The organism is Kribbella polygonati (assembly GCF_050320105.1).
Lineage (GTDB): Bacteria > Actinomycetota > Actinomycetes > Propionibacteriales > Kribbellaceae > Kribbella.
On sequence record NZ_CP190129.1, the window covers coordinates 5,686,952 to 5,705,778 of the forward strand.

Sequence of the window (18,827 nt, forward strand, 5' to 3'; positions counted from 1 at the left end):
AAATCCTCACCGCCCCGGAGGACACCGATGCGCACGCCTGCCGCCCTACTGTCCGGCGTACTGCTGGCCGCCCTGCTCCCACTCCCGGCCCGCGCCGAGCCGCCCACGGTCTGGACCCACAACGCGTCCGACCGCCTCTTCCCGTACGACGCCCGCCCCAACAACGCGCCGACGACGATCGACCTGTACGCCGCCCGCAACGAGACCGAGGCCGCCCAGGTCGCGATCCGCCCCACGGCCGCCGTCCAGAACGTGTCGATCGCGACCACCCCGCTCACCGGCCCGGGTGGCGCGACGCTGACCGACATCACGGTCCGCCGCGAGTACCTGCACCCGAACGTCGTCCCGATCGGCGCCGGCGTCGAGATCCAGGGCACCGGTTCGGCGTACTACGACGCGCTCGTCGAGAACACGCCCCGGACCCTGACCGCGAACGTCACCCAGCCGTACCACTACAGCGTCCACGTCCCGGCCGGCGCGGCCCCCGGCGTCTACACCGGGTCCGCGACCGTCCAGAGCAGCGCCGGGAACACCGTCGTACCGGTCCGGGTCACGGTCTACCCGTCGACGATCCCGCCGACCGACCGGTCGACGTTCCGGATGAACAACTGGACAACGTCAGCGGGCTGGGACTACACCGGCACGATCAAGGCGATCCCACTGCAGTACGGCGTGCGGATGTACGACGAGAACTGGTGGCGGGTGATCACCGCGATGGCGCGCGACCACGCCAAGCACCGGAACAACGTGGTGTTCGCCGACTTCCAGGCACTGCTGATCCCGAACACCACGATCGATGCCGCAGGCAACTACAGCTTCGGGTGGCAGTCGTTCGATCGTTTCGTCAAGATCTACCAGGACGCCGGCGCCCTGCAGTGGATCCACACACCGCACCTGCTGAACGCGAGCGGTTCGGGTCACGGCCCGCAACTTGAGATGCTGCAGCGCGCCGCCGACGGGTCCACCCAGATGGTCCCGGTACCGACCGGGACGCCCGAGGCCACGGCGTACCTGGACAAGCTCTTCGCCGCGCTCAAGCAACATCTGGACCAACTCGGGCTGACCGACATCTTCTACATGAGCGCGAACGACGAGACCACCATCGGCGCCGACCGGGACGCGGCGAACTGGATGTACGCCATCTACCGCAAGCACTTCCCGAACCCTCGGCTGAACGAGGCCCAGCTCTCGATCATGAACCCGCCCGCGACCGTCACCGCGAACACCCCGCTGATGGACCTGTACGAGAAGAACGCGGGCTACTTCCAGACCGACAAGCTCAACGGCAAGGAGCTCTGGCTCTACAACTGCACGGTCCCGCGCGGCACGTACCTGAACCGCTTCCTGATGTCGTACCTCGACAGCACCCGGCTGACCCCGCTGCTGGCCTGGAAGACCGGCGCGGTCGGCTACCTGCACTGGGGCTGGAACTACTGGTACGGCGGCAACGACACCCCGATCGACACCTTCGACGGCGCCCAGACCGGCGACGCGTACCTGGTCCGGCCGAACAAGGCGGCGTACGACCTGTACGACAGCATCCGCAGCGAGGCCCAGCTCGACGGGATCGAGGACTACGAGCTGTTCACCCAGCTCGCGGCGACCAAGCCCGTCCTGGCGAAGGCCCTCGCGAACTCGCTGATCACCAACTCCTTCACCGCCGACAAGTCCGGCGTCGCCTCGGACACCGTCCACCGCCAGGTCCTCGACGCACTCGCGGCCGGCGGCCCGGACCAGGTCTATCCGTACGCCGACGACTTCGCGAACGGCTCGCAGTCCTGGCAACCGAAGGGCGGGACCTGGTCCGTCTCCGGCGGCGCACTCACCCAGACCGACACGTCCCAGTGGGACTACGTGGCGGGCCTCGAGGCACGCGCGTACGGCGATGTCGCGGCCTCCGTCGACCTGCAGATCCGCGGCGTCAACGCGACCGGCGGCGACACGAACTGGGCCGGGATGGTGATCCGCAACCTGAACCCGACCGACTTCGACACCGGGTACCTGGTCGCCCAGCGGAACAACGGCGAGGTCTTCGTCTACCGCGGCGGCAAGACCCTCGCCGCCGCCGCGGCACCCTACGTCAAGGGCCAGTGGAACCGGCTCCGCGTGATCGCGCGCGGGTCCCGAATCACGGTGTACGTCGGCACCACGCAGGTGCTGTCCGTGACCGACCCGTCCTTCACCGCGGGCGGGTTCGGCCTTGCCAGCGGCGGCGTGAACGTTGCCTTCGACAACGTCCGGGTCAACCCGGACGTGAACCCGGCCGAAGGCGCCGCGGTGACCGTCTCCTCGACGTACGACCGGGACGGCTGGAGCCCGGCCGCCGCGGTGGACGGCCGGCGTACGTCGGACGCGTCGTCGATGGGGTGGACGAGCGACGTGGGTCCGAGCGCCGTGTTCAACCTGGACCTGGGCGCCGTCCGGTCGATCGGCCGGGTCGACCTGTATCCGCGGACGGACGGCGGCAACCTCGGCGCCGGGTTCCCGGTCGACTACACGGTCGAGGTGTCGGCGGACGGGTCCACCTGGACCACGGTCGCGGACCGGAAGGACCAGGCGCGGCCGAGCGGCGTACAGACCGTGCCCTTCACGGCGCGGGATGTGCGGTACGTGCGGGTGACCGGGTCGCGGCTGAGCCCGGATCCGTTCGGGGCGACCCGGATGCAGTTCGCCGAGGTGGAGGTCGCGGGCGGGAACCTCGCGGCCGGGCGGGCGGTGAGCTCGTCGACGTCCTCGGAGTACCCGAACGAGGGCTGGCTGCGGGCCAACCTGACCGACGGCGCGCGGCAGTCGCGGCTGTGGAACACGATGGGCTGGACGAGCGAGTCGGTCCCGGCCGGGTCGGCGCAGTCGGTCCGGGTCGACCTCGGCGGGCCGAGCCTGATCAGCCGGGTCGACCTGTACGGGCGGTCGGACGGGGCGAGCACGGGTCAGGGGTTCCCGATCGACTACACCGTGGAGACGTCGCTGGACGGTGTGACCTGGACGGCCGCCGCCACGGTCAGCGGTGCGGTACAGCCGGGCTCGGCTCCGGTGGTCCACACCTTCCCGGTTCGGACGGCGCGGTACGTGCAGGTCCGCGGGACCCAGCTGCGGCCGGACGGCGAGGGCGGTTACCGGATGCAGCTGGCGGAGCTGGAGGTGCGGTGACTCACCAGCCGTCGATGTGCAGTACGTCGTCCAGCGGCTGACGTGGTGCGGGCTTGAAGCTGGTCCCGATCGAGTACGCGGTCGGGATCAGCACGGTCTGCCGGATGTCCTCCGGCAGCCCGAGCAGCTCCTGCACCTCCTGCTCGTACGTGAGGTGCAGCGTCGTCCACGCCGTACCCAGACCGCGAGCGCGGGCGGCGAGCATGAAGCTCCACGCAGACGGCAGGATCGAGCCCCACAGTCCTGACTGGTTTCCCGCCGGCAGGTTCTTCGCCTGCAGACACGGCATGACCAGCACGGGAACCTGCCCCATCCGCTCCCCCAGGTAGGCCACGCTGTCCCCCACCCGCCGCTGCACGGGACCCCGCTCCGGATCCTCCGCATGCAGCTTCCCGGCCGCCCCCGGACCCGCCAGGTACTGCTCGACGGCCCGCCGGTAGTACTCACCTACCGCGGCCCGCTTCTCCGCATCCGTGATCACCACCCAGTGCCACGTCTGCCGATTACTCCCCGACGGTGCCTGCAGCGCGATCTCCAGACACTCCCGGATCACCTCCATCGGCACCGCCCGCCCGAGATCGAGCCGCTTCCGCACCGTCCGCGTCGTGGTGAGCAGCTCGTCGGGACTGAGATCGAGTGTGTAAGCCACCCGGACAGTCTACAGTAGTTCCAAAACAGACTATCTATTAAAGGATGGTTTACCGATGGCCCTGAACCTATCCGCCGACGAGGTGCTGTCCACCACCCGCGCCGTGCGGAAACGGCTCGACCTCAACCGGCCGGTTCCGCGCAAGCTCATCGAGGAGTGCGTCGACCTCGCCACCCAGGCACCGACCGGGCGGAACCGGCAGCGCTGGCACTTCCTGGTCGTCACCGAGGACGCCCAGCGCCGGGCCGTCGCGGACATCTTCCGGCGGGCCGTCGCGCAGGCGCCGGGGCAGCCGTTGAGCGCGGACGACGTACGGCGGATGAACCATCACGCCCGGTCGACGGAGCGGGTGTTCGACAGCCTGCGGTACCTGGTCGACAACATCCACCGGGTGCCGGCGTTCGTGATCCCGGCCGTGGAGGGGCGGACCGACCGCGCGCCGGCGACCGTTCAAGCGGGGACCTGGGGTTCGATCCTTCCGGCCGTCTGGAGCTTCATGCTCGCCGCCCGCGAGCGCGGCCTGGGCACTGTCTGGACCACCGCCCAGGGACCGCTCGAACGCGAACTCGCCGGCATCCTCCGCGTCCCGTACGACGAGGTCATGCTGGCCGCGTTCATCCCGCTGGCCTTCACGATCGGCACCGACTTCCGCCCGGCCAAGCGAGTCCCGCGCGACCAGGTCCTGCACTGGGACCGCTGGTAAGTACTACTCGAACGGCGTCGGGTCGCCGGCGCCGATCCGGACGACCTCGGGGACGTCGTCGGAGAAGTCGACGACGGTGGTCGGTTCGGTGCCGGCCTCGCCCTCGATGACCGCGTCGATCTGGTTGTCGAGTTCTTCCTTGATCTCCCAGCCCTGCGTCATCGGCTCCTCGTGGCCGGGCAGCAGCAGCGTGCTGGAGACCAGTGGCTCGCCGAGTTCGGCGACCAGTGCCTGGGTGACGACGTGGTCCGGGATCCGCACGCCGACGGTCTTCTTCTTCGGGTGCAGCAGCCGGCGTGGGACCTCCTTGGTGGCCGGCAGGATGAACGTGTAGCTGCCCGGCGTGGCCGCCTTGATCGAGCGGAACACCGCGTTGCTGATGTGCACGAACTGCCCGAGCTGCGCGAAGTTCTCACAGACCAGCGTGAAGTGGTGCCGGTCGTCCAGGTGCCGGATCGTACGGATCCGGTCGATGCCGTCCCGGTTGCCGAGCTGGCAGCCGAGCGCGTAACAGGAGTCGGTCGGGTACGCGATCAGCCCGTCCTCGCGCAGCAGGTCCACCACCTGCCCGATCGACCGCCGCTGAGGGTTCTCGGGATGGATGTCGAAATACCTGGCCATGGCCGTCGAGCCTACTGCGCCGGGCCGGTGGGTACGGCGGTCACCACCAGATTGTCCTGGTATCCGCCGCGGGACGCGTCGTACGCCCCCGTGCAGGTGATCAGCACCAGCCGGTGGTCCACCGTCTGGTCGAACGCCCCGCTCGTCGTCGCCAGCGCGTCCTTCCGGACCGCCGCGACCGACACCACCCGGTACGCCGCCGTGTGCCCGGAGCCCCGCAGTACGACGACCTCGCCCGGCCGTACGTCGCGCAGCCGGGCGAAGTACCCGAGGCCCTCGGTCTTCGTGTCGACGTGCCCGGCGAGCACCACCGAGCCGTACGGGTCGCCGGCCTCGGCGCCGCCGTCCCACCACCCGACGTTCTGCGCCTTCGCCGGCACCTGGAGCAGCCCGTCGACGGTCGTTGCCGTGAGCACCGATGCGTGACTGCCGCCGGGCAGGACCACCAACTGCGGCACGAACCGCACGCGCTGGCTCGGTGCCGGCGTACCGATCTGTCCGGGCGGTACGGACGTCGCGGTCGCCGGCGGCGTACCTGTGGTGTGGAAGGTGAAGGTCGCCGTCGGTATCGGCGCAGCGCTGCTCGCCCCGACCGAACAGCCGGCCAAGGCGAGACAGCACACCGCGATGCCGAGGCGTTTCAGCGACGGACCGCTTTCCGGCCGGCACCGACGGCGAACGCGAGCGCGGCGAGGAACACCACGATCCACAGCCCCGACTGGCCGGCAGAGCTCTGCGCCTGGTCGAGCGCTGCCGCCTGTCCACCGGTGCCGGTGTTCACCACCGTGGGCTTGTCCGACCCGGTGGCCGGCACCTTGATCGTGCCGAGCGCGACGGTCATCGTCTTCTGGCTCGGCGCACCGATCGCGAACACCCGGGTCAGGTACCCGGCCTTGACCGGCAGCGCCAGCGGACCGAGGACGACCGGCGAGGTCGCGCCGGTCGGCACGATCTCCACCTGGTACGTCGCGGCCGGCACGACCACGTCGAGTGATTCCCCGTTCGCGACGTTCTGGAAAAGTACCTTTCCGTTCACCCGGATGTCGGCCGGACCGACCGCCGCGTCGTGCGCGACCCGTAATCCGGCTTTGTCCTTCGGGACCCCGGTCAACTTGTTCACGTACGTCGTGATCAAAGGCGCGCCGCCCGGCGACACCGGCTGATGAATGACCACGTCCAGACTCGCCCCGGACGCCGCCGTGACCGCACGCTGAATCACTGTCTTACCGCCCTGTTTCGCGGTGATCGTCCGCTGCCCGGCCGCCACCCCGAACGGCCCGATCAGCTTCCCACCGGCCACACCGGTGGCCACCTGACGCCCGTCCACGCTGATGTCCAGGGTCTGCCCGGGCAGACCCTGGACGAAGTACAGGTTGGCGCCGACCGCCGCGTCGGCCGGCCGCGCCACCACTACCGAGAGCAGTATCAGAATTACCGGACCCAGAATTCTCGATACCCTTTTGTGCACTGTCCGAGATTGCCCGGACACGTCCCGTCCATGCATTTTCTCCCCCTCCTGGAATTGCCCGCCCCCACGAATTCGGGCGTATCCTAAATCCACTTCGACCCGGCCACCAGGGGACGCACGGGTCTGATATCCGGGGGGTGCCGGTCCAGATGCGGACAGCGGTCCGGAGTCTGACGGCGGTCGCGCTGTTGCTGGGGTACGGCGCGGCCGCCGCCTGTTCGGGCGGTTCCGCCGTACCGACGGCGCCGAGTCCCGGACTGGACAGCGCACGCCCGGCCGCATCGCCGACGGCGACCGGATCCACCACGCCGGGGGTCGGGCTCACCGTCGTACCGCGCTCGGACGGCTCGTTCGACATGACCGAGGATCTGCGGCTGTCCGCGGCCACGGACGTGCTGCAGTTGCAGCTGCCCGCGTCCGGCGCCCAGCTGCCCGGCCTGATGTCGCCGACGAATCCGCAGGTGACGAATCTGAACGTGATCGCCGACGACCAGTCGGTACCACTCACGGAGACCACGCTCGACGGGCCCGACTACATCCCGCTGATCGCCGCCGCGACCCGGATCCGGTTGACGTACCGGCTGTCCGGGTCGGCCGTACTGGCCACCCCGTCCCGGTCGCCCCGGGCGGGCGCGGTGGTCCGACCGCTGACCGCGAGCGCCGACGGGTCGCTGCCGACCGACGTCACGGTGACGAGCGGGCTGCTGAACGCCGTCTGCCCGCTGCTCCCCGAGCCGCGCTGCGCCGTCGGCGATCCACCGCACCTCGCGATCGAACCAGGCATCCCGGCAGGAAAGGCTCTCGTGGTCCTGCAGCTCGATCTGCCACGCTGAGGTGCATGAGTACTGAAGGGCAGATCGCGCTCGGCACGGCCCGCGGTCGCTGGGTGCTGGCCGCGACGGCGCTCGGGTCGGGGATGGCGTTCCTGGACGGGACGGTCGTGAACGTCGCACTGCCCGCGATGGGCAAGGACCTGAACGCCGACATGGCGGGCCTGCAGTGGATCGTGAACGGGTACATGCTGATGCTCGCCTCGCTGGTGCTGCTCAGCGGTTCGCTCGGTGACCGGCTCGGCCGGCGGCGGACGTTCGTCGTCGGCGTGATCTGGTTCGCGGCGGCCTCGGTGCTGTGTGCGTTCGCGCCGAACCTCCAGGTGATGATCGCCGGCCGGGTCCTGCAGGGCATCGGCGGCGCGCTGCTGACGCCGGGCAGCCTGGCGATCCTGCAGACCACGTTCCGGCACTCCGACCGCGGCAAGGCGGTCGGCACCTGGTCCGGCCTGACGTCGGTCGCCGCGGCCGTCGGCCCGTTCGTCGGCGGCACGCTGGTCGACAGCGGGTACTGGCAGCTGATCTTCCTGATCAACGCGCCGCTCGCGCTGGTCACCGTCCTGGTGACGCTGCGGCATGTGCCGGAGACCCGCGACGAGGAGGCCGGCGGCAAGCTCGACTTCACCGGCGCGATCCTCGCGACCGTCGGGCTGGCCGGACTCACGTACGGCCTGATCAGCGCCGGCGACCACGGCTTCGGCGACCCGGTGATCCTGGTCAGCCTGGCGATCGGCCTGCTCGCGTTCGCCGGGTTCGTCGAGGCCGAGCGCCGCGGCTCGCATCCGATGCTGCCGCTCGGCATCTTCGCCAACCGCCGCTTCACCGGCGCGAACCTGGTCACGGTCGTCGTGTACGGCGCCCTCGGTACGGCGACGTTCCTGGTCGTGGTGTACCTGCAGACGGCGCTGCACTACTCGGCGCTCTGGGCCGGCGCGTCGCTGCTGCCGATGACCGCGCTGATGCTCGGCCTGTCCGGGTACGCCGGCGGACTGTCGGACCGGATCGGCGCCCGCATCCCGATGACCGTCGGGCCGCTGCTGATGGCGGGCGGGTTCCTGCTGATGCTGCGGATCGACACCAACTCCGGCTACGTGACCGCCGTACTGCCGGCCGTCGTACTGCTCGGGCTCGGGCTCGTGTCGACCGTGGCGCCGCTGACCGCGACCGTGCTGTCGTCGGTCGCGGACCACCACGCGGGGATCGCGTCCGGGGTGAACAACGCGGTCGCCCGGTCGGCGCAGCTGATGGCGGTCGCCGCGATCCCGATGGCGGCCGGCATCACCGGTGACGCGTACCGCGATCCGGTTGCCTTCCACAACGGCTTCGGCAACGCGCTGGTGATCTCCGCCGTACTGGCCGCGGCCGGCGGCGCGATCGCCTGGTTCACGCTCGGCGAACGCGTCCGGCCCGGTCTCGTGCACCACCACCCGCACTGCGCGCTGGAGGCCCCGCCGTACGCGGACAGCAAGAACTGATTTGTCGACTTGTTCCCCCCGGTTTAAGATACGATCGTGTCAAAACCGGTGCGGGTCTGGGGCAGGGCGGCGTTCGGGGCGATCGCGATGGGGGTCGCGCTCGGCGCCGCGGGAGCGGTCTCGGAACGGATCGGCAACCGCTACGTACCGGCGGCGGTCTGCGCGCTGGTCGCCGTCCTGCTGATCCGGCCGCTCCGCCGGCGGACCGAACTCGGGCTGGTGCAGGGGCTGCGCGGCTTCGGCACCGGGGTGGCCGTCACCGGCGGCAGCGCGATCGCCGTTCTCGGGCTCGGCACCCTTGCCGGGTGGATCTCCTGGGGCCGCTTCCACCTCGGCGACGTGCTCGTCTTCGTGATCACGAACGCGGTGATCGCCACGCTGCTCGAGGCGTTCCCGGAGGAGATCTGTCTCCGCGGGCACACCTGGACGGCGCTGCGTTCGCGCTACCGCGGGGCGATCGCGGCCGTCGGTACGACGTTCCTGTTCCTGCTCGTGCCGGGGCTTTCGACCGTCGTACAGGCGATCCTGACCGCGTCACCGGACACGATCCGCCTCGTCCCCGCGGGTCAGGATCCGGTGTCGTACCCGATCCTGCTGACGATCTTCGGGTTCACACTGATCGCGGCCCGGCAGGCGACCGGGTCGTTGTGGACGAGCATCGGCACGCACCTCACGTTCCTCACCGTCAACCGGATCAGCCTCGACGGGGCGGCCCGGGAGGCGGGCTGGTCGGCCGACCTGGCGAGTCCCGACGTACTACTGCTGATCCCCGGCTATTTGTTGCTCGCGGCAATTACCTACCGGATTCTCGGTACGTCGAGGTACCGCCGCCGGCTGGCCGGGTCGAGCCGCTCGATGGCGTAGCGGAGCATGGTCCTCGGCATCCGGCCGGCGTACCGGTCGAGGAACGCCCGTAGCTCGGTCTCGTCGACGCGCTTCCCGGCCTCGCGGAGCATCCACCCGGACGCCTTGTGGATGAGGTCCTCCCGGTCGTCCAGCACCTGGGCGGACAGCTTGTAGGTGTCGGCGGTCTGGCCCTGGTTAATCAGGTACTGCGTGGCGACCAGCGCGACCCGCCGTTCCCAGAGGGACGTCGAGCGGACGAGTTCGTACAGCGGGTCGCGCGGCTTGTCGAGCAGGTACCCGCCGACGACCTGCGGGGCACTGCAGTCCACCAGGTCCCAGTTGTTGATGTACGCCGTGTTGCGCAGGTAGATCTCGTACAGCGCCCGCAGCTCGTCCGGGTCCGCCGTACGCGGCTTGAGTGCCTGGGTAGCGCGGTCGGCCAGCAGGCAGAGGATCGTCAGGCGGTGCTCGTGGACCGGGCTGGTCAGGGCCTGCTCGAGGTCGTCGAGCGGGAGGCCCGCCCGCAGGTACGGCTTGAGGATGCCGCGGATCGTGGACAGCTTGACGCCGATCATCCGGTCGCCGTACCCGTACTCCCCGGGGCCGAGCTTGAAGTAGCGCGCGAGCAGCTCCGCGGCTGCCGGGTCGGCGGCCGCGTCGACGTCGGCGAGCAGTTGCGTCGTACTCAGACCGGCATCCCTCCGACCCTGTCGAGAACGCCCATACCGCCTTGTTTACCACCACTCTCAGGTCCGCCAGGTCACGCTCCGGGTTCCATCGTCGTGAGACCCGTTGTGACGCCTGCGCGATCAGGCATACGGTGTGGGGGCAGGGCAGTTCCGTTCCGCCAGGACCCGCGTTCGTGGCGCTACCCCGGGGGAGACACCCGCGTGACAAGCCAGCCAGAGCCGCGGGGCGGCGACATGATCAAGACCACGTTCGACGCTGTCACGGTCGAACTGGAACCGGGCGTCCTGCTGGTCCGGATGTCCGGGGAGATCGACATCGCCAGCACCGAGTTCGCCGCCGAGGCGATCCGCGCCGCGGTCGCGCCGCCGGTCCGGCGGGTGCTGATCGACCTGTCCGCGGTCACGTTCTGCAGCTCCGCCGGCCTCGGCAACCTGGTCGAGGCCCGCAACCTCGCCGGGCAGCACGACATCACGCTCGCGCTGGTCGGCGTCGGCCGCCCGGTCGACCGTCCACTCAGCGTCACCGGGCTCGGCGGACAGTTCCGGATCTACGGCACCGCCGCCGAGGCACTTGCGGACTTCTGAGGTCGTTGAACCTTCGAGGCCACCGGGTGCGGTAGCCTCCGGTGTCTCCGACGAAGGAAAGTCATGGGTGAGCTAGCCAAGATCGTGGTCGTCGTACCGACCTACAACGAGCGGGACAACCTGCCTGTGCTGGCCGGACTGCTGTCCGACCTCAACCTGCCCGGCCTGGAGCTTCTGGTCGTCGACGACAACTCGCCCGACGGTACGGGCGACGTCGCCGACGAGCTGGCGAAGAAGTCGCCGGAGAAGGTCGGCGTACTGCACCGGACGGTGAAGGACGGCCTCGGCCGCGCGTACGTCGCCGGGATCACCCGCGCGCTCGACGAGGGTGCCGACATCGTCATCCAGATGGACGCCGACCTGTCGCACCCCGCCTCGGTCGTCCCGACCATGGTCGAGCTGCTGCGGACCACCGACGCCGGCGTCGTGATCGGCTCCCGCTACGTCCCCGGCGGCTCCGCCGCGGCCGAGTGGGGCTGGCACCGCCGGGCGCTGTCCGCCTGGGCGAACTTCTACGTGAACGCGATCCTGCGCCTGCACGTGAAGGACGCCACCGCCGGCTTCAAGGCCTGGAAGGCTGACACCCTCCGCTGGATCGACGTGGCGTCGATCGCCAGCAACGGGTACTCGTTCCAGGTCGAGATGAACTACCGGACGGTCAAACGCGGCCTCAAGATCGCCGAAACGCCGATCCGGTTCGAGGAGCGCACCGAGGGCGTCTCGAAGATGTCGCTCAAGGTGCAGCTCGAGTCGGCCCTGATGCCGTGGAAGCTGCTGTTCGGCCGCTCCTAGATCGACCGAGCCACCGACGCGATCATCCGCTGGGCCTCGGGACGCACCGTCCCGAGGTCCTGCACGTACGCCGACCAGCAGATGCTCACGCTGACGTCGTTGGTGTCCGCGGCGCCCCGCAACCGGACGCATTCGCCACTCAGCGAGTACGTCACGTCGTCCAGCTTGCGCAGCCCCGTGAAACTGATCGCCGCGGCCTCGACGATGTTCCGGTTCGGCGCCGGCAGCGGGTGGACCCGGCCGATCCGGACGCCGTACAGCTCCATCGTCTGCGCGAACCCCTCGGCGTCGGGGCGCAACAGCGGGACCGACGTCACCGGGCGGGTCGACCCGGTGAGCACGAACGCGGCGCCACGCTCCCACGAGACCAGCGCGAGCGTGAAGGGGCCGCTGCTCACCCGCTTCCAGCCGTCCGCAACCTCGATGAAGACCCCGTCACTGATCGGCCGGCCCCGGTCCACGTCCGGCTCCCGCCGCGGGTTGCGTGACGGCGTCACCTGCGCCGGCCTCGGGTCGTTGAACCGCGCCCTGCTCTCCGGCACGGGCTCAGCCCTGGGCGTCAGCTGACCGGCCGCCGCGAACAGGCCGACCAGCAGGACAGCCAGTCCACCGGAGAGCACCACGGCCCGGACCCGCATCAGATCGACCGCGCCACGGACGCGAGCATCCGGTCGGCGTCGCGGAACGCCGTACCCGTGAGATCCGTGCGAGCCTCGACACAGACGGAGACGGTCACGTTGTGCACCGACTCCACGCCGGTCATGGTCGTACACCTGGCAGTCAGCGAGACTGAAGCGCCGTTCTGCCGCAGCCGCCCGGAATACGACATCTGAGCCTGGCTCTGAATGTTCGAATTGGCCGGCGGAAGCGTCTTGACCGGCCCCTTCACGACTCCGGTCAGCTTGTCCAGACCGATGACGTCGCGGACGATGATCGGCACGGTCTTGGCGGCCGGATAGCCGACAGGGTTGACGACGACGAGCATGATCGCCCCCTTGCTCGCAGGCCCGAGCGTCATCGTGGACTTCGTCGCGTAGAGCTTTCGCCAGCCCTTGACCGGCTGCACGTAGACGTCGTCGTACACCAGGAGCCCGGTGTCGATGTCCTTCAGCGTCCTCCGCCGCTCCGGGGCCGGCGTCGGCTCCGGTGCCGGCGTGGCGGACTGGGTGTACGCCGGGGTCGGGGGCTCGGTGGCCGGGTCGGCGCTCGGGGTGGTCACGGCGTCGGAGTACGTCGCGGTCGGGAGGCCGGCGCCGGCGGTGTCGTCCCCACCACGGGTTGCGACGAACGCGACGACCCCGGCCACCAGGACGAGCACCACCGCACCGGCACCGATCGGGAGCCAGGGGCGCTTGGGCTTGCGCGGCGGCGGTTGGCTCCCGGGGTACTGCGGTTGCACGCCGTACTGGGGAGGGGCGCCGTACGGCTGGTTCCCGTACTGCTGATTGCCGTAGTGCTGGTAGCCGTACTGCGGGTGGCCCTGCGGCTGGTTGCCGTACTGCGGGTGGCCCTGCTGCGACGGCGGCCGGCCGTACTGCGACAACGGCGCGGTGTGCGGCGGGCCGTCGTACGGCTGGGACGGGCGGTCCTGCGGGTTCCAGGCGGGCGGTTGGGGATCGCTCATGGCGAAGCCTCGCTAGATCGTTCAAATAGTGAGCTGTACCGGACCCCGACCCGGCCGCGCCGAGGCTACCCCACTCCGGCCGCCCGGCCTACCCGTAGCCGAGCTCGTGCAGCCGGGCGTCGTCGATACCGAAGTGGTGGGCGATCTCGTGGACGACTGTGATGTGCACCTCTTCCACCACGTCGTCGACGGTCTCGCAGATCTTCAGCGTCGGGTTCCGGTAGATCGTGATCCGGTCCGGCAGGACCCCGCCGTAGTAGTGCCCGCGCTCGGTCAGCGGGATCCCCTCGTAGATCCCGAGCAGCTCCGGATCTCCCGCCGGCGGCTCGTCCTCCACGAACACCGCCACGTTGTCGATCAGCCCCGCCAGCTCCTCCGGAACCTCGTCCAGCGCCTGCGCGACCAGCCCCTCGAACGCGGCCCGGCTCATCTCGATCACCCCACCAGTATCTCGTTTTGGAAGCTGGCGCGGTCTCCTCTATGCTTACGGCTGTCCCTGGAGCTTCGGCTCCCGCGGGTCCGAGTCCCCATCGTCTAGTGGCCTAGGACGCTGCCCTTTCAAGGCGGTAACGCGGGTTCGAATCCCGTTGGGGATACGGCCGAAGGCCGATGCAAAACCTAGCTCGAAGATGCTGTACGATCATCGAGTCGCAAGGCCCAGTGGCGCAGTTGGTTAGCGTGCCGCCCTGTCACGGCGGAGGTCGCGGGTTCGAGTCCCGTCTGGGTCGCCAGGAGAAGGCGGCGGTGTCCACAACACCGCCGCCAAACTTTCTCCCCGGTCAGGTAGCTCAGCTGGTAGAGCGTCCGCCTGAAAAGCGGAAGGTCGGCGGTTCGAGACCGCCCCTGACCACCACAAACCCTCTCCATTCACGGGGAGGGATTTTCTTTGTCCGCAGGCGGCAGACTCGTGAGCACGAGGATCTGGAGATTGCTACTCCCTGGGGGACTTCGGTCTGATTCGCGAGCGGTTGTCTGCGTACGAATTCTTCGTGGCGGGTCGCGAGGGGTTCTGGCCTGTGGATAGCGCTGGTGCGGCGTACTTCGAGTATCAGCAGACGATGGCGCGCGATCCTTCGACGGGGCTGTGGTGTGTTGACGTGATGCGCGTGCCTGACGACGGGGCGAACTGGATCTGTTCGCTCGATCGCAAGATCCATCGGCCGTACGACGACGCGATCGCCCACACCGCCGATGGGATCCCGTACCTGCGGCCGGAGCTCGTGTTGCTGTTCAAGGGGCTGCAGACTCGGCCGAAGGATCAGGCGGACTTCGAGGCGACGGTGCCGCACCTGACTGCTGAAGCTCGTGGGTGGTTGGCGCGGGTGCTTGCGGAGACGAAGGGCGACAGCCATCCGTGGATCGGCCTGCTAGAGCTGGGCTTTTAGTACGTCGACAGCACCGCCGGGGGTGGATGGGTTGTAGCCGTGGTCGAGTAGCCAGTGGACTGCCAGCAGGGTGCGCAGGGACCACCAGGCGTGGATCACGTCGAGGTCGACGGGTGTGCCGTAGCCGGTGAGTACGTCGTGGAGGTGGTCCTGGTGGGCGACTGTCAGGCTGGCCAGATCGTAGAGGGGATCGCCGCCGCCGGCTTCGGACCAGTCGAGGACGCCGGTGAGTTGGTTGCCCTCGGCGAAGACGTGGGCGATGTGGAGGTCGCCGTGGGTGAAGGCTGGGGTCCAGGGGCGGAGGGCGGACTCGGCTAGGTCGTGGTTGCGGGTGACGAGGGCGGCGGGGAGTACGCCGTTGGTGATCAGCCACTCGCATTCGCGGTCGAGGTCAGTCGTCAGTTCGTCGGCAGAGCGGCCGGCGCGGCCTGGCCAGGGTGGCGCGGGTACGTCGTGGAGGCGGCGGAGGGCGGCGCCTGCTGCGGCCCAGGCTTCGGGGGACGCGGTCGACGGCTGACCAATGCGGCCGAGCACCGATCCGGACAAAGCCGACAGTGCAAGGACGGGTGGCTTGCGCCACAGGATGGTCGGAGTCGGCACCGGCGCCAGCGTCATGGCCTCGACCTCGCGGTCGATCCGCGCCTGGTCGGGGTCGACCTTCAGGAACATGTCGTCGACGCGCAAGGTCGCGCGCTCGGCATGGGCGACGACGACTCGGACCTCGCTCACGGATCACCACTATGACGGGGGACCGTCCGGAATGCGAAGGAATTCAAGGGTTCTGGCTGAACGGCTTGTCACAGGCAGTTCGCGCCGGCATCCGATTATCGGGGTCGTACGACGGTCCGTGGTGCGCTGAGCGGAACGAGGCCGTCAACCTCATCACGCTGCGCCGGAGGTCCCGTCGTGCGGCCGCGGCCGTCGGCGGGCCGGACAGCTGCCGTGATTTTCGATCTGTCCGCGCGTCGCCATGACTTCAGTTGGCTTCAGGTCGACTTCGGTACTACGGTAGAGCTACGGTGTAACCAGGGTCGATCGCCAGTTTGTCAGGAACAAGGGGTGAGCGATCTCCGGCCGAATGCCCGCCGGTCCACGAACGGCACGACGTACGAGCGACCCTCGGACGCCGCACTACAGTGGGGCTCGGTGAAGTCGGGTAGAGCCGGGTGTACGATCAGCCGATCCGCCGCCTCCGCTGTTTGGTCGACCATTTCGGGAGTGAGAGTGGCCCCCTCTCCAGAGGCCGTACGACTCGCCAGGCGACTCCGGGACCTTCGGGAATCCGAGCGACTGACCCAGAAGGACCTGTCGAACGCGTTGAGCGCCGGCGAGGTCCGCGTCGCCGTCGCGACGATCAGTTCCTGGGAGTCGCAGTCCAACCCGAAGCTGCCCCCGGAAGAGCGGCTGCGCTCGTACGCGCTGCTGTTCGCGATGACGGTCGTCCCCGACCGCGTCCCCCGCGAACAGGAACTGAACACCGCCGAACGCGAACGCTTCGGCGCCCTGCACCGCGAACTCGTCGGCCTCCGCGACGACATCCGGCACCACCAGACCGGCACCCCCACCTCCAGCGGCTCCTACACCTTCGACTTCGAATCCGGCCGCATCACCCTGATCTGCCCGGAGATCCCGGAGGACGGCCGGTCGTCGCTCGCCGACCCGGACAACCCGAACTTCACCAAGCTCTACCGGTACGCCGACCTCGACGCGCTGATCGAGATGTGGGGCCACGTGCGCGCCTCCAACCCGGAGCTCCGGGTCCGGCACCGGCTGCCGTCCGAGGTGAGCGCGGACCACCTGTCCGGCCACATGATCCTGGTCGGCGGCATCGCCTGGAACCGGGTGACGAGCCGGCTGCTGCGGGTGCTCGACAACCTGCCGATCCGGCAGCTGTCGGTGCCGGATCTGGTCGACGGCGAGATCTTCCGGTCCCGCGACGGCCAGGAGTACCGGCCGGTGTGGGAGGAGCGTAAGGACTTCGACCCCGAGGAGGACGGCGCGCCGTCGACGGCCGACCTCGAGGCGGACCAGACGCAGGACGTGTGGCGGGGCGACAAGCCGCGTGAACTCGTCGAGGACGTGGCGTTGTTCGCCCGGCTGCCCAACCCGTTCAACCACAGCCGGACCATCACGATCTGCAACGGCGTCTACAGCCGCGGTGTCCTGGGCGCGGTCCGGATGCTCACCGACGACGCGGTCCGCGAGCGCAACGAGACGTACCTGGCCAACCGGTTCCCGGGCGGCGTCTTCGGTCTGCTGATGCGCGTCCCGGTGGTGAACGGCGAGGCCGTCACGCCGGACCTCGAGATCGAGGAGAACCGACTGTACGAATGGTCACCGGAGGACGACACCGAATGAGCCGCAGATCCCGACAAATCCAGTCGTCCCACGCGGGCCTGCTCTGCGACGGTTCCGCTCCGGCGGCTCCGGCCGCGAGCAGCAAGCTCGACGCGATCGTCGTACCGGCCGCGCGCCGGGCATCCGAGCTGCAGCCCGTGATCACGCTGGCGGCCGACCTGCGCGTGCCGCTCGTCGTCCTCTGCAGCCGTGAGGCGCTGCAGGACAAGGTCGTCGAACGAGTGAAGAGCACGCTGTACGCCGAGGCGCTGGTCATTCAGGTGCCGGAGGGCTACCGCCCACCGTGCCCCGTCCCGAAGACCTCGGCGCCCAAGTTCCGGGAAGCCTCGGCCAACCGGTCCAGCGACCTCAGCGCGAAACGCAACCTCGGCCTGCTGTACGGCCGGTTGCGCGGCTGGAACAAGATCCTGTTCGTCGACGACGACATCCGCAGCCTGAAGTCCGGGGACGTCAGGCGGCTGACCGGTTACCTCGACCGGTACCCGGTCGCGTCGATGGCCAGCCGCGAGTTCCCCGACAACTCGGTGGTCTGCCATGCGCGCGGCAAGGTCGGGCCTCAGGACGTGTTCGTCAGCGGCGCTGTCCTCGGTGTCGATCTGCAGAGCCCGGAGCTGTCTTTCTTCGCCGACATCTACAACGAGGACTGGTTCTTCTTCGCGCGGTACGCCGCCCGGCGGGCGATCCCGAAGATCGGCGAGGTCCGGCAGCTCGCGTACGAACCGTTCGCCGATCCGCAGCGCGCCGCCCGCGAGGAGTTCGGCGACCTGCTCGCCGAGGGGCTCTACGCGGCGTTCGAGAGCCAGCCCGGCCTGCCGTTCGAGGAGCAGCTCCGGCTGGCGATGGAACCGTCGTACTGGGACCGCTTCCGCGGCATCCGGCTGAAGACGATCGAGGACACCCTCGCCGCCGTGCGGCGCGCGAAGGCGTCGATCGACGAGAAGGACTTCCCGCGCATCGTCCGGTCGCTGGAGACCGCCGAGACGTGGGCGCACCGCAGCTCGTCGAGCCTGTGCGTGGAGTTCATCAAGGCCTGGCAGGAGGACGAGGAGCTCTGGCAGAAGATGCTCGCCAACCTCCCGTCGGGGCAGCGCAAGGAAGACGCGTTGAGCCAGCTGCGGCTGACGAACTGGGTCTCCTGCGGGTACGGGCTACGCACCGAATCGCAGGCGGATCTCGCGGCGGCCGGAGCCGTCTGAGAGGAGTTGGCGTTCGCCGGTGGGGGTGAAGCCGAGGTGGTCGTAGACGTGGCGGGCGACGGTGTTGGTGTCCAGGACCCAGACTCGCCATTCGGTGACCGCGGGTTCGGCGGTGGCGAGTTGGGCGAGGATGGCCCGCAGTACGCCGTTGCGGCGGTACCGCGGGTCCACCCAGACCGCCTCGATGTGGCGTTCGTACGGCGGGCGGCCCGGGACGCGGACGGAGCTTGCCATGCCGACGACGCGGGCGGTGTCGCGGGCGACGACCCAGTGCATCCGGGTGAAGCGTTCCCGCCAGCCGTCCTCACCGACGGTCACCTCGTCCTCGTAGTCGGCGAGGTACGCCGACGGTGAGTCCTTGAGGGCCCGGAGGCGTACCTCTCGGGCGATCGGCCAGTCGTCGGCACCGAGCATGGCGAGTTCCAAGGTCCCGGACCCCTTCGGGAGATGGCAGCA

The 18,827-nt window shown here is 69.4% G+C and carries 20 protein-coding genes and 3 tRNA genes; 13 read left to right on the top strand and 10 right to left on the bottom strand.

Features of this window, described 5'->3' with window-relative positions; translation table 11 throughout:
• The first annotated feature begins 27 nt into the window (after positions 1–27).
• Positions 28–3,150 (top strand): discoidin domain-containing protein, encoded by a 3,123-nt coding sequence (locus ACQHIV_RS26845; protein ID WP_427886243.1) that lies wholly within the window; start codon positions 28–30, stop codon positions 3,148–3,150.
• Position 3,151: 1 nt separating this feature from the next.
• Here the strand turns inward: ACQHIV_RS26845 and ACQHIV_RS26850 are convergent, their stop codons facing one another.
• Positions 3,152–3,799 (bottom strand): nitroreductase family protein, encoded by a 648-nt coding sequence (locus ACQHIV_RS26850; RefSeq protein ID WP_427886245.1) that lies wholly within the window; start codon positions 3,797–3,799, stop codon positions 3,152–3,154.
• 55 nt (positions 3,800–3,854) lie between these two features.
• Here ACQHIV_RS26850 and ACQHIV_RS26855 point away from each other — a divergent pair, with 55 nt between their 5' ends.
• On the top strand, positions 3,855–4,502 hold the full coding sequence (locus ACQHIV_RS26855; protein WP_427886247.1) for a nitroreductase family protein: 648 nt from the start codon (positions 3,855–3,857) through the stop codon (positions 4,500–4,502).
• Between the two features lie 3 nt (positions 4,503–4,505).
• Here the strand turns inward: ACQHIV_RS26855 and ACQHIV_RS26860 are convergent, their stop codons facing one another.
• The 3 genes from ACQHIV_RS26860 to ACQHIV_RS26870 are packed head-to-tail and all read right to left on the bottom strand — an operon-like array spanning position 4,506 to position 6,534.
• Positions 4,506–5,123: an L-threonylcarbamoyladenylate synthase gene (locus ACQHIV_RS26860; protein ID WP_427886248.1), complete on the bottom strand. Its 618-nt coding sequence runs from the start codon at positions 5,121–5,123 to the stop codon at positions 4,506–4,508.
• A gap of 11 nt (positions 5,124–5,134) precedes the next feature.
• Positions 5,135–5,731: a class F sortase gene (locus ACQHIV_RS26865; RefSeq protein ID WP_427886249.1), complete on the bottom strand. Its 597-nt coding sequence runs from the start codon at positions 5,729–5,731 to the stop codon at positions 5,135–5,137.
• 32 nt (positions 5,732–5,763) lie between these two features.
• Positions 5,764–6,534: a DUF4397 domain-containing protein gene (locus ACQHIV_RS26870; RefSeq protein ID WP_427886251.1), complete on the bottom strand. Its 771-nt coding sequence runs from the start codon at positions 6,532–6,534 to the stop codon at positions 5,764–5,766.
• 206 nt (positions 6,535–6,740) lie between these two features.
• Between ACQHIV_RS26870 and ACQHIV_RS26875 the strand changes: the two genes are divergently transcribed.
• From ACQHIV_RS26875 to ACQHIV_RS26885, 3 genes are read left to right on the top strand one after another with little or no spacing between them, the layout of a single operon-like run.
• A complete protein-coding gene (locus ACQHIV_RS26875) occupies positions 6,741–7,424 on the top strand; it encodes a hypothetical protein (protein WP_427886252.1) in 684 nt (227 codons plus the stop codon).
• Positions 7,425–7,429: 5 nt separating this feature from the next.
• Positions 7,430–8,896, top strand: coding sequence for an MFS transporter (locus tag ACQHIV_RS26880; protein WP_427886254.1), 1,467 nt, complete (start codon positions 7,430–7,432; stop codon positions 8,894–8,896).
• 36 nt (positions 8,897–8,932) lie between these two features.
• Complete coding sequence (locus ACQHIV_RS26885) at positions 8,933–9,760, top strand: CPBP family glutamic-type intramembrane protease (RefSeq protein WP_427886256.1); 828 nt, start codon at positions 8,933–8,935, stop codon at positions 9,758–9,760.
• Here ACQHIV_RS26885 and ACQHIV_RS26890 read toward each other — a convergent pair.
• Entirely contained in the window at positions 9,694–10,431 is a 738-nt protein-coding gene (locus tag ACQHIV_RS26890) for a DNA alkylation repair protein (RefSeq protein ID WP_427896563.1), read from the bottom strand. The genes ACQHIV_RS26885 and ACQHIV_RS26890 overlap by 67 nt on opposite strands.
• Positions 10,432–10,632: 201 nt before the next feature.
• Between ACQHIV_RS26890 and ACQHIV_RS26895 the strand changes: the two genes are divergently transcribed.
• Both ACQHIV_RS26895 and ACQHIV_RS26900 read left to right on the top strand, forming a co-directional pair.
• Positions 10,633–11,016 (top strand): STAS domain-containing protein, encoded by a 384-nt coding sequence (locus ACQHIV_RS26895; RefSeq protein ID WP_427886258.1) that lies wholly within the window; start codon positions 10,633–10,635, stop codon positions 11,014–11,016.
• Between the two features lie 63 nt (positions 11,017–11,079).
• Positions 11,080–11,808, top strand: coding sequence for a polyprenol monophosphomannose synthase (locus ACQHIV_RS26900; protein WP_427886260.1), 729 nt, complete (start codon positions 11,080–11,082; stop codon positions 11,806–11,808).
• On the opposite strand, the gene ACQHIV_RS26905 is transcribed toward ACQHIV_RS26900, so the two are convergent.
• The 3 genes from ACQHIV_RS26905 to ACQHIV_RS26915 form a co-directional block, all read right to left on the bottom strand.
• Positions 11,805–12,446 carry a hypothetical protein gene (locus tag ACQHIV_RS26905; RefSeq protein ID WP_427886262.1) on the bottom strand — a complete coding sequence of 214 codons (642 nt, stop codon included), beginning with the start codon at positions 12,444–12,446 and terminating at the stop codon, positions 11,805–11,807. The two genes, ACQHIV_RS26900 and ACQHIV_RS26905, sit on opposite strands and share 4 nt — an antisense overlap.
• Entirely contained in the window at positions 12,446–13,432 is a 987-nt protein-coding gene (locus tag ACQHIV_RS26910; protein ID WP_427886264.1) for a hypothetical protein, read from the bottom strand. Before ACQHIV_RS26910 ends, ACQHIV_RS26905 begins: the two co-directional genes overlap by 1 nt.
• Before the next feature lie 88 nt (positions 13,433–13,520).
• On the bottom strand, positions 13,521–13,871 hold the full coding sequence (locus tag ACQHIV_RS26915) for a metallopeptidase family protein (protein ID WP_344188598.1): 351 nt from the start codon (positions 13,869–13,871) through the stop codon (positions 13,521–13,523).
• 84 nt (positions 13,872–13,955) lie between these two features.
• On the opposite strand from ACQHIV_RS26915, the gene ACQHIV_RS26920 reads away from it, so the two are divergent.
• The 4 genes from ACQHIV_RS26920 to ACQHIV_RS26935 all read left to right on the top strand — a co-directional run bounded on the left by ACQHIV_RS26920 (position 13,956) and on the right by ACQHIV_RS26935 (position 14,817).
• Positions 13,956–14,028, top strand: a tRNA-Glu gene (locus ACQHIV_RS26920).
• Between the two features lie 58 nt (positions 14,029–14,086).
• Positions 14,087–14,163 (top strand) — tRNA-Asp (locus ACQHIV_RS26925).
• A gap of 46 nt (positions 14,164–14,209) precedes the next feature.
• Positions 14,210–14,285, top strand: a tRNA-Phe gene (locus ACQHIV_RS26930).
• A gap of 163 nt (positions 14,286–14,448) precedes the next feature.
• Positions 14,449–14,817 (top strand): hypothetical protein, encoded by a 369-nt coding sequence (locus ACQHIV_RS26935; protein WP_427886266.1) that lies wholly within the window; start codon positions 14,449–14,451, stop codon positions 14,815–14,817.
• Here ACQHIV_RS26935 and ACQHIV_RS26940 read toward each other — a convergent pair.
• A complete protein-coding gene (locus ACQHIV_RS26940) occupies positions 14,800–15,546 on the bottom strand; it encodes a phosphotransferase family protein (RefSeq protein WP_427886268.1) in 747 nt (248 codons plus the stop codon). The two genes, ACQHIV_RS26935 and ACQHIV_RS26940, sit on opposite strands and share 18 nt — an antisense overlap.
• 495 nt (positions 15,547–16,041) lie before the next feature.
• Between ACQHIV_RS26940 and ACQHIV_RS26945 the strand changes: the two genes are divergently transcribed.
• A complete protein-coding gene (locus tag ACQHIV_RS26945) occupies positions 16,042–17,175 on the top strand; it encodes a hypothetical protein (RefSeq protein WP_427886270.1) in 1,134 nt (377 codons plus the stop codon).
• Positions 17,172–18,371: a hypothetical protein gene (locus ACQHIV_RS26950; protein WP_427886271.1), complete on the top strand. Its 1,200-nt coding sequence runs from the start codon at positions 17,172–17,174 to the stop codon at positions 18,369–18,371. The genes ACQHIV_RS26945 and ACQHIV_RS26950 overlap by 4 nt, the downstream gene beginning before the upstream one ends.
• Here ACQHIV_RS26950 and ACQHIV_RS26955 read toward each other — a convergent pair.
• Entirely contained in the window at positions 18,324–18,797 is a 474-nt protein-coding gene (locus ACQHIV_RS26955) for an N-acetyltransferase family protein (RefSeq protein WP_427886272.1), read from the bottom strand. The two genes, ACQHIV_RS26950 and ACQHIV_RS26955, sit on opposite strands and share 48 nt — an antisense overlap.
• Positions 18,798–18,827: the final 30 nt, after the last annotated feature.

Excerpts from the sequence above, each read along its gene's own strand:
- ACQHIV_RS26880 (WP_427886254.1), top strand. The coding sequence starts at position 7,430 with ATGAGTACTGAAGGGCAGATCGCGCTCGGCACGGCCCGCGGTCGCTGG.
- ACQHIV_RS26950 (WP_427886271.1), top strand. The coding sequence starts at position 17,172 with ATGAGCCGCAGATCCCGACAAATCCAGTCGTCCCACGCGGGCCTGCTC.
- ACQHIV_RS26855 (WP_427886247.1), top strand. The coding sequence starts at position 3,855 with ATGGCCCTGAACCTATCCGCCGACGAGGTGCTGTCCACCACCCGCGCC.
- ACQHIV_RS26905 (WP_427886262.1), bottom strand. The coding sequence starts at position 12,446 with ATGCGGGTCCGGGCCGTGGTGCTCTCCGGTGGACTGGCTGTCCTGCTG.
- ACQHIV_RS26845 (WP_427886243.1), top strand. The coding sequence starts at position 28 with ATGCGCACGCCTGCCGCCCTACTGTCCGGCGTACTGCTGGCCGCCCTG.
- ACQHIV_RS26910 (WP_427886264.1), bottom strand. The coding sequence starts at position 13,432 with ATGAGCGATCCCCAACCGCCCGCCTGGAACCCGCAGGACCGCCCGTCC.
- ACQHIV_RS26860 (WP_427886248.1), bottom strand. The coding sequence starts at position 5,123 with ATGGCCAGGTATTTCGACATCCATCCCGAGAACCCTCAGCGGCGGTCG.
- ACQHIV_RS26875 (WP_427886252.1), top strand. The coding sequence starts at position 6,741 with ATGCGGACAGCGGTCCGGAGTCTGACGGCGGTCGCGCTGTTGCTGGGG.
- ACQHIV_RS26900 (WP_427886260.1), top strand. The coding sequence starts at position 11,080 with ATGGGTGAGCTAGCCAAGATCGTGGTCGTCGTACCGACCTACAACGAG.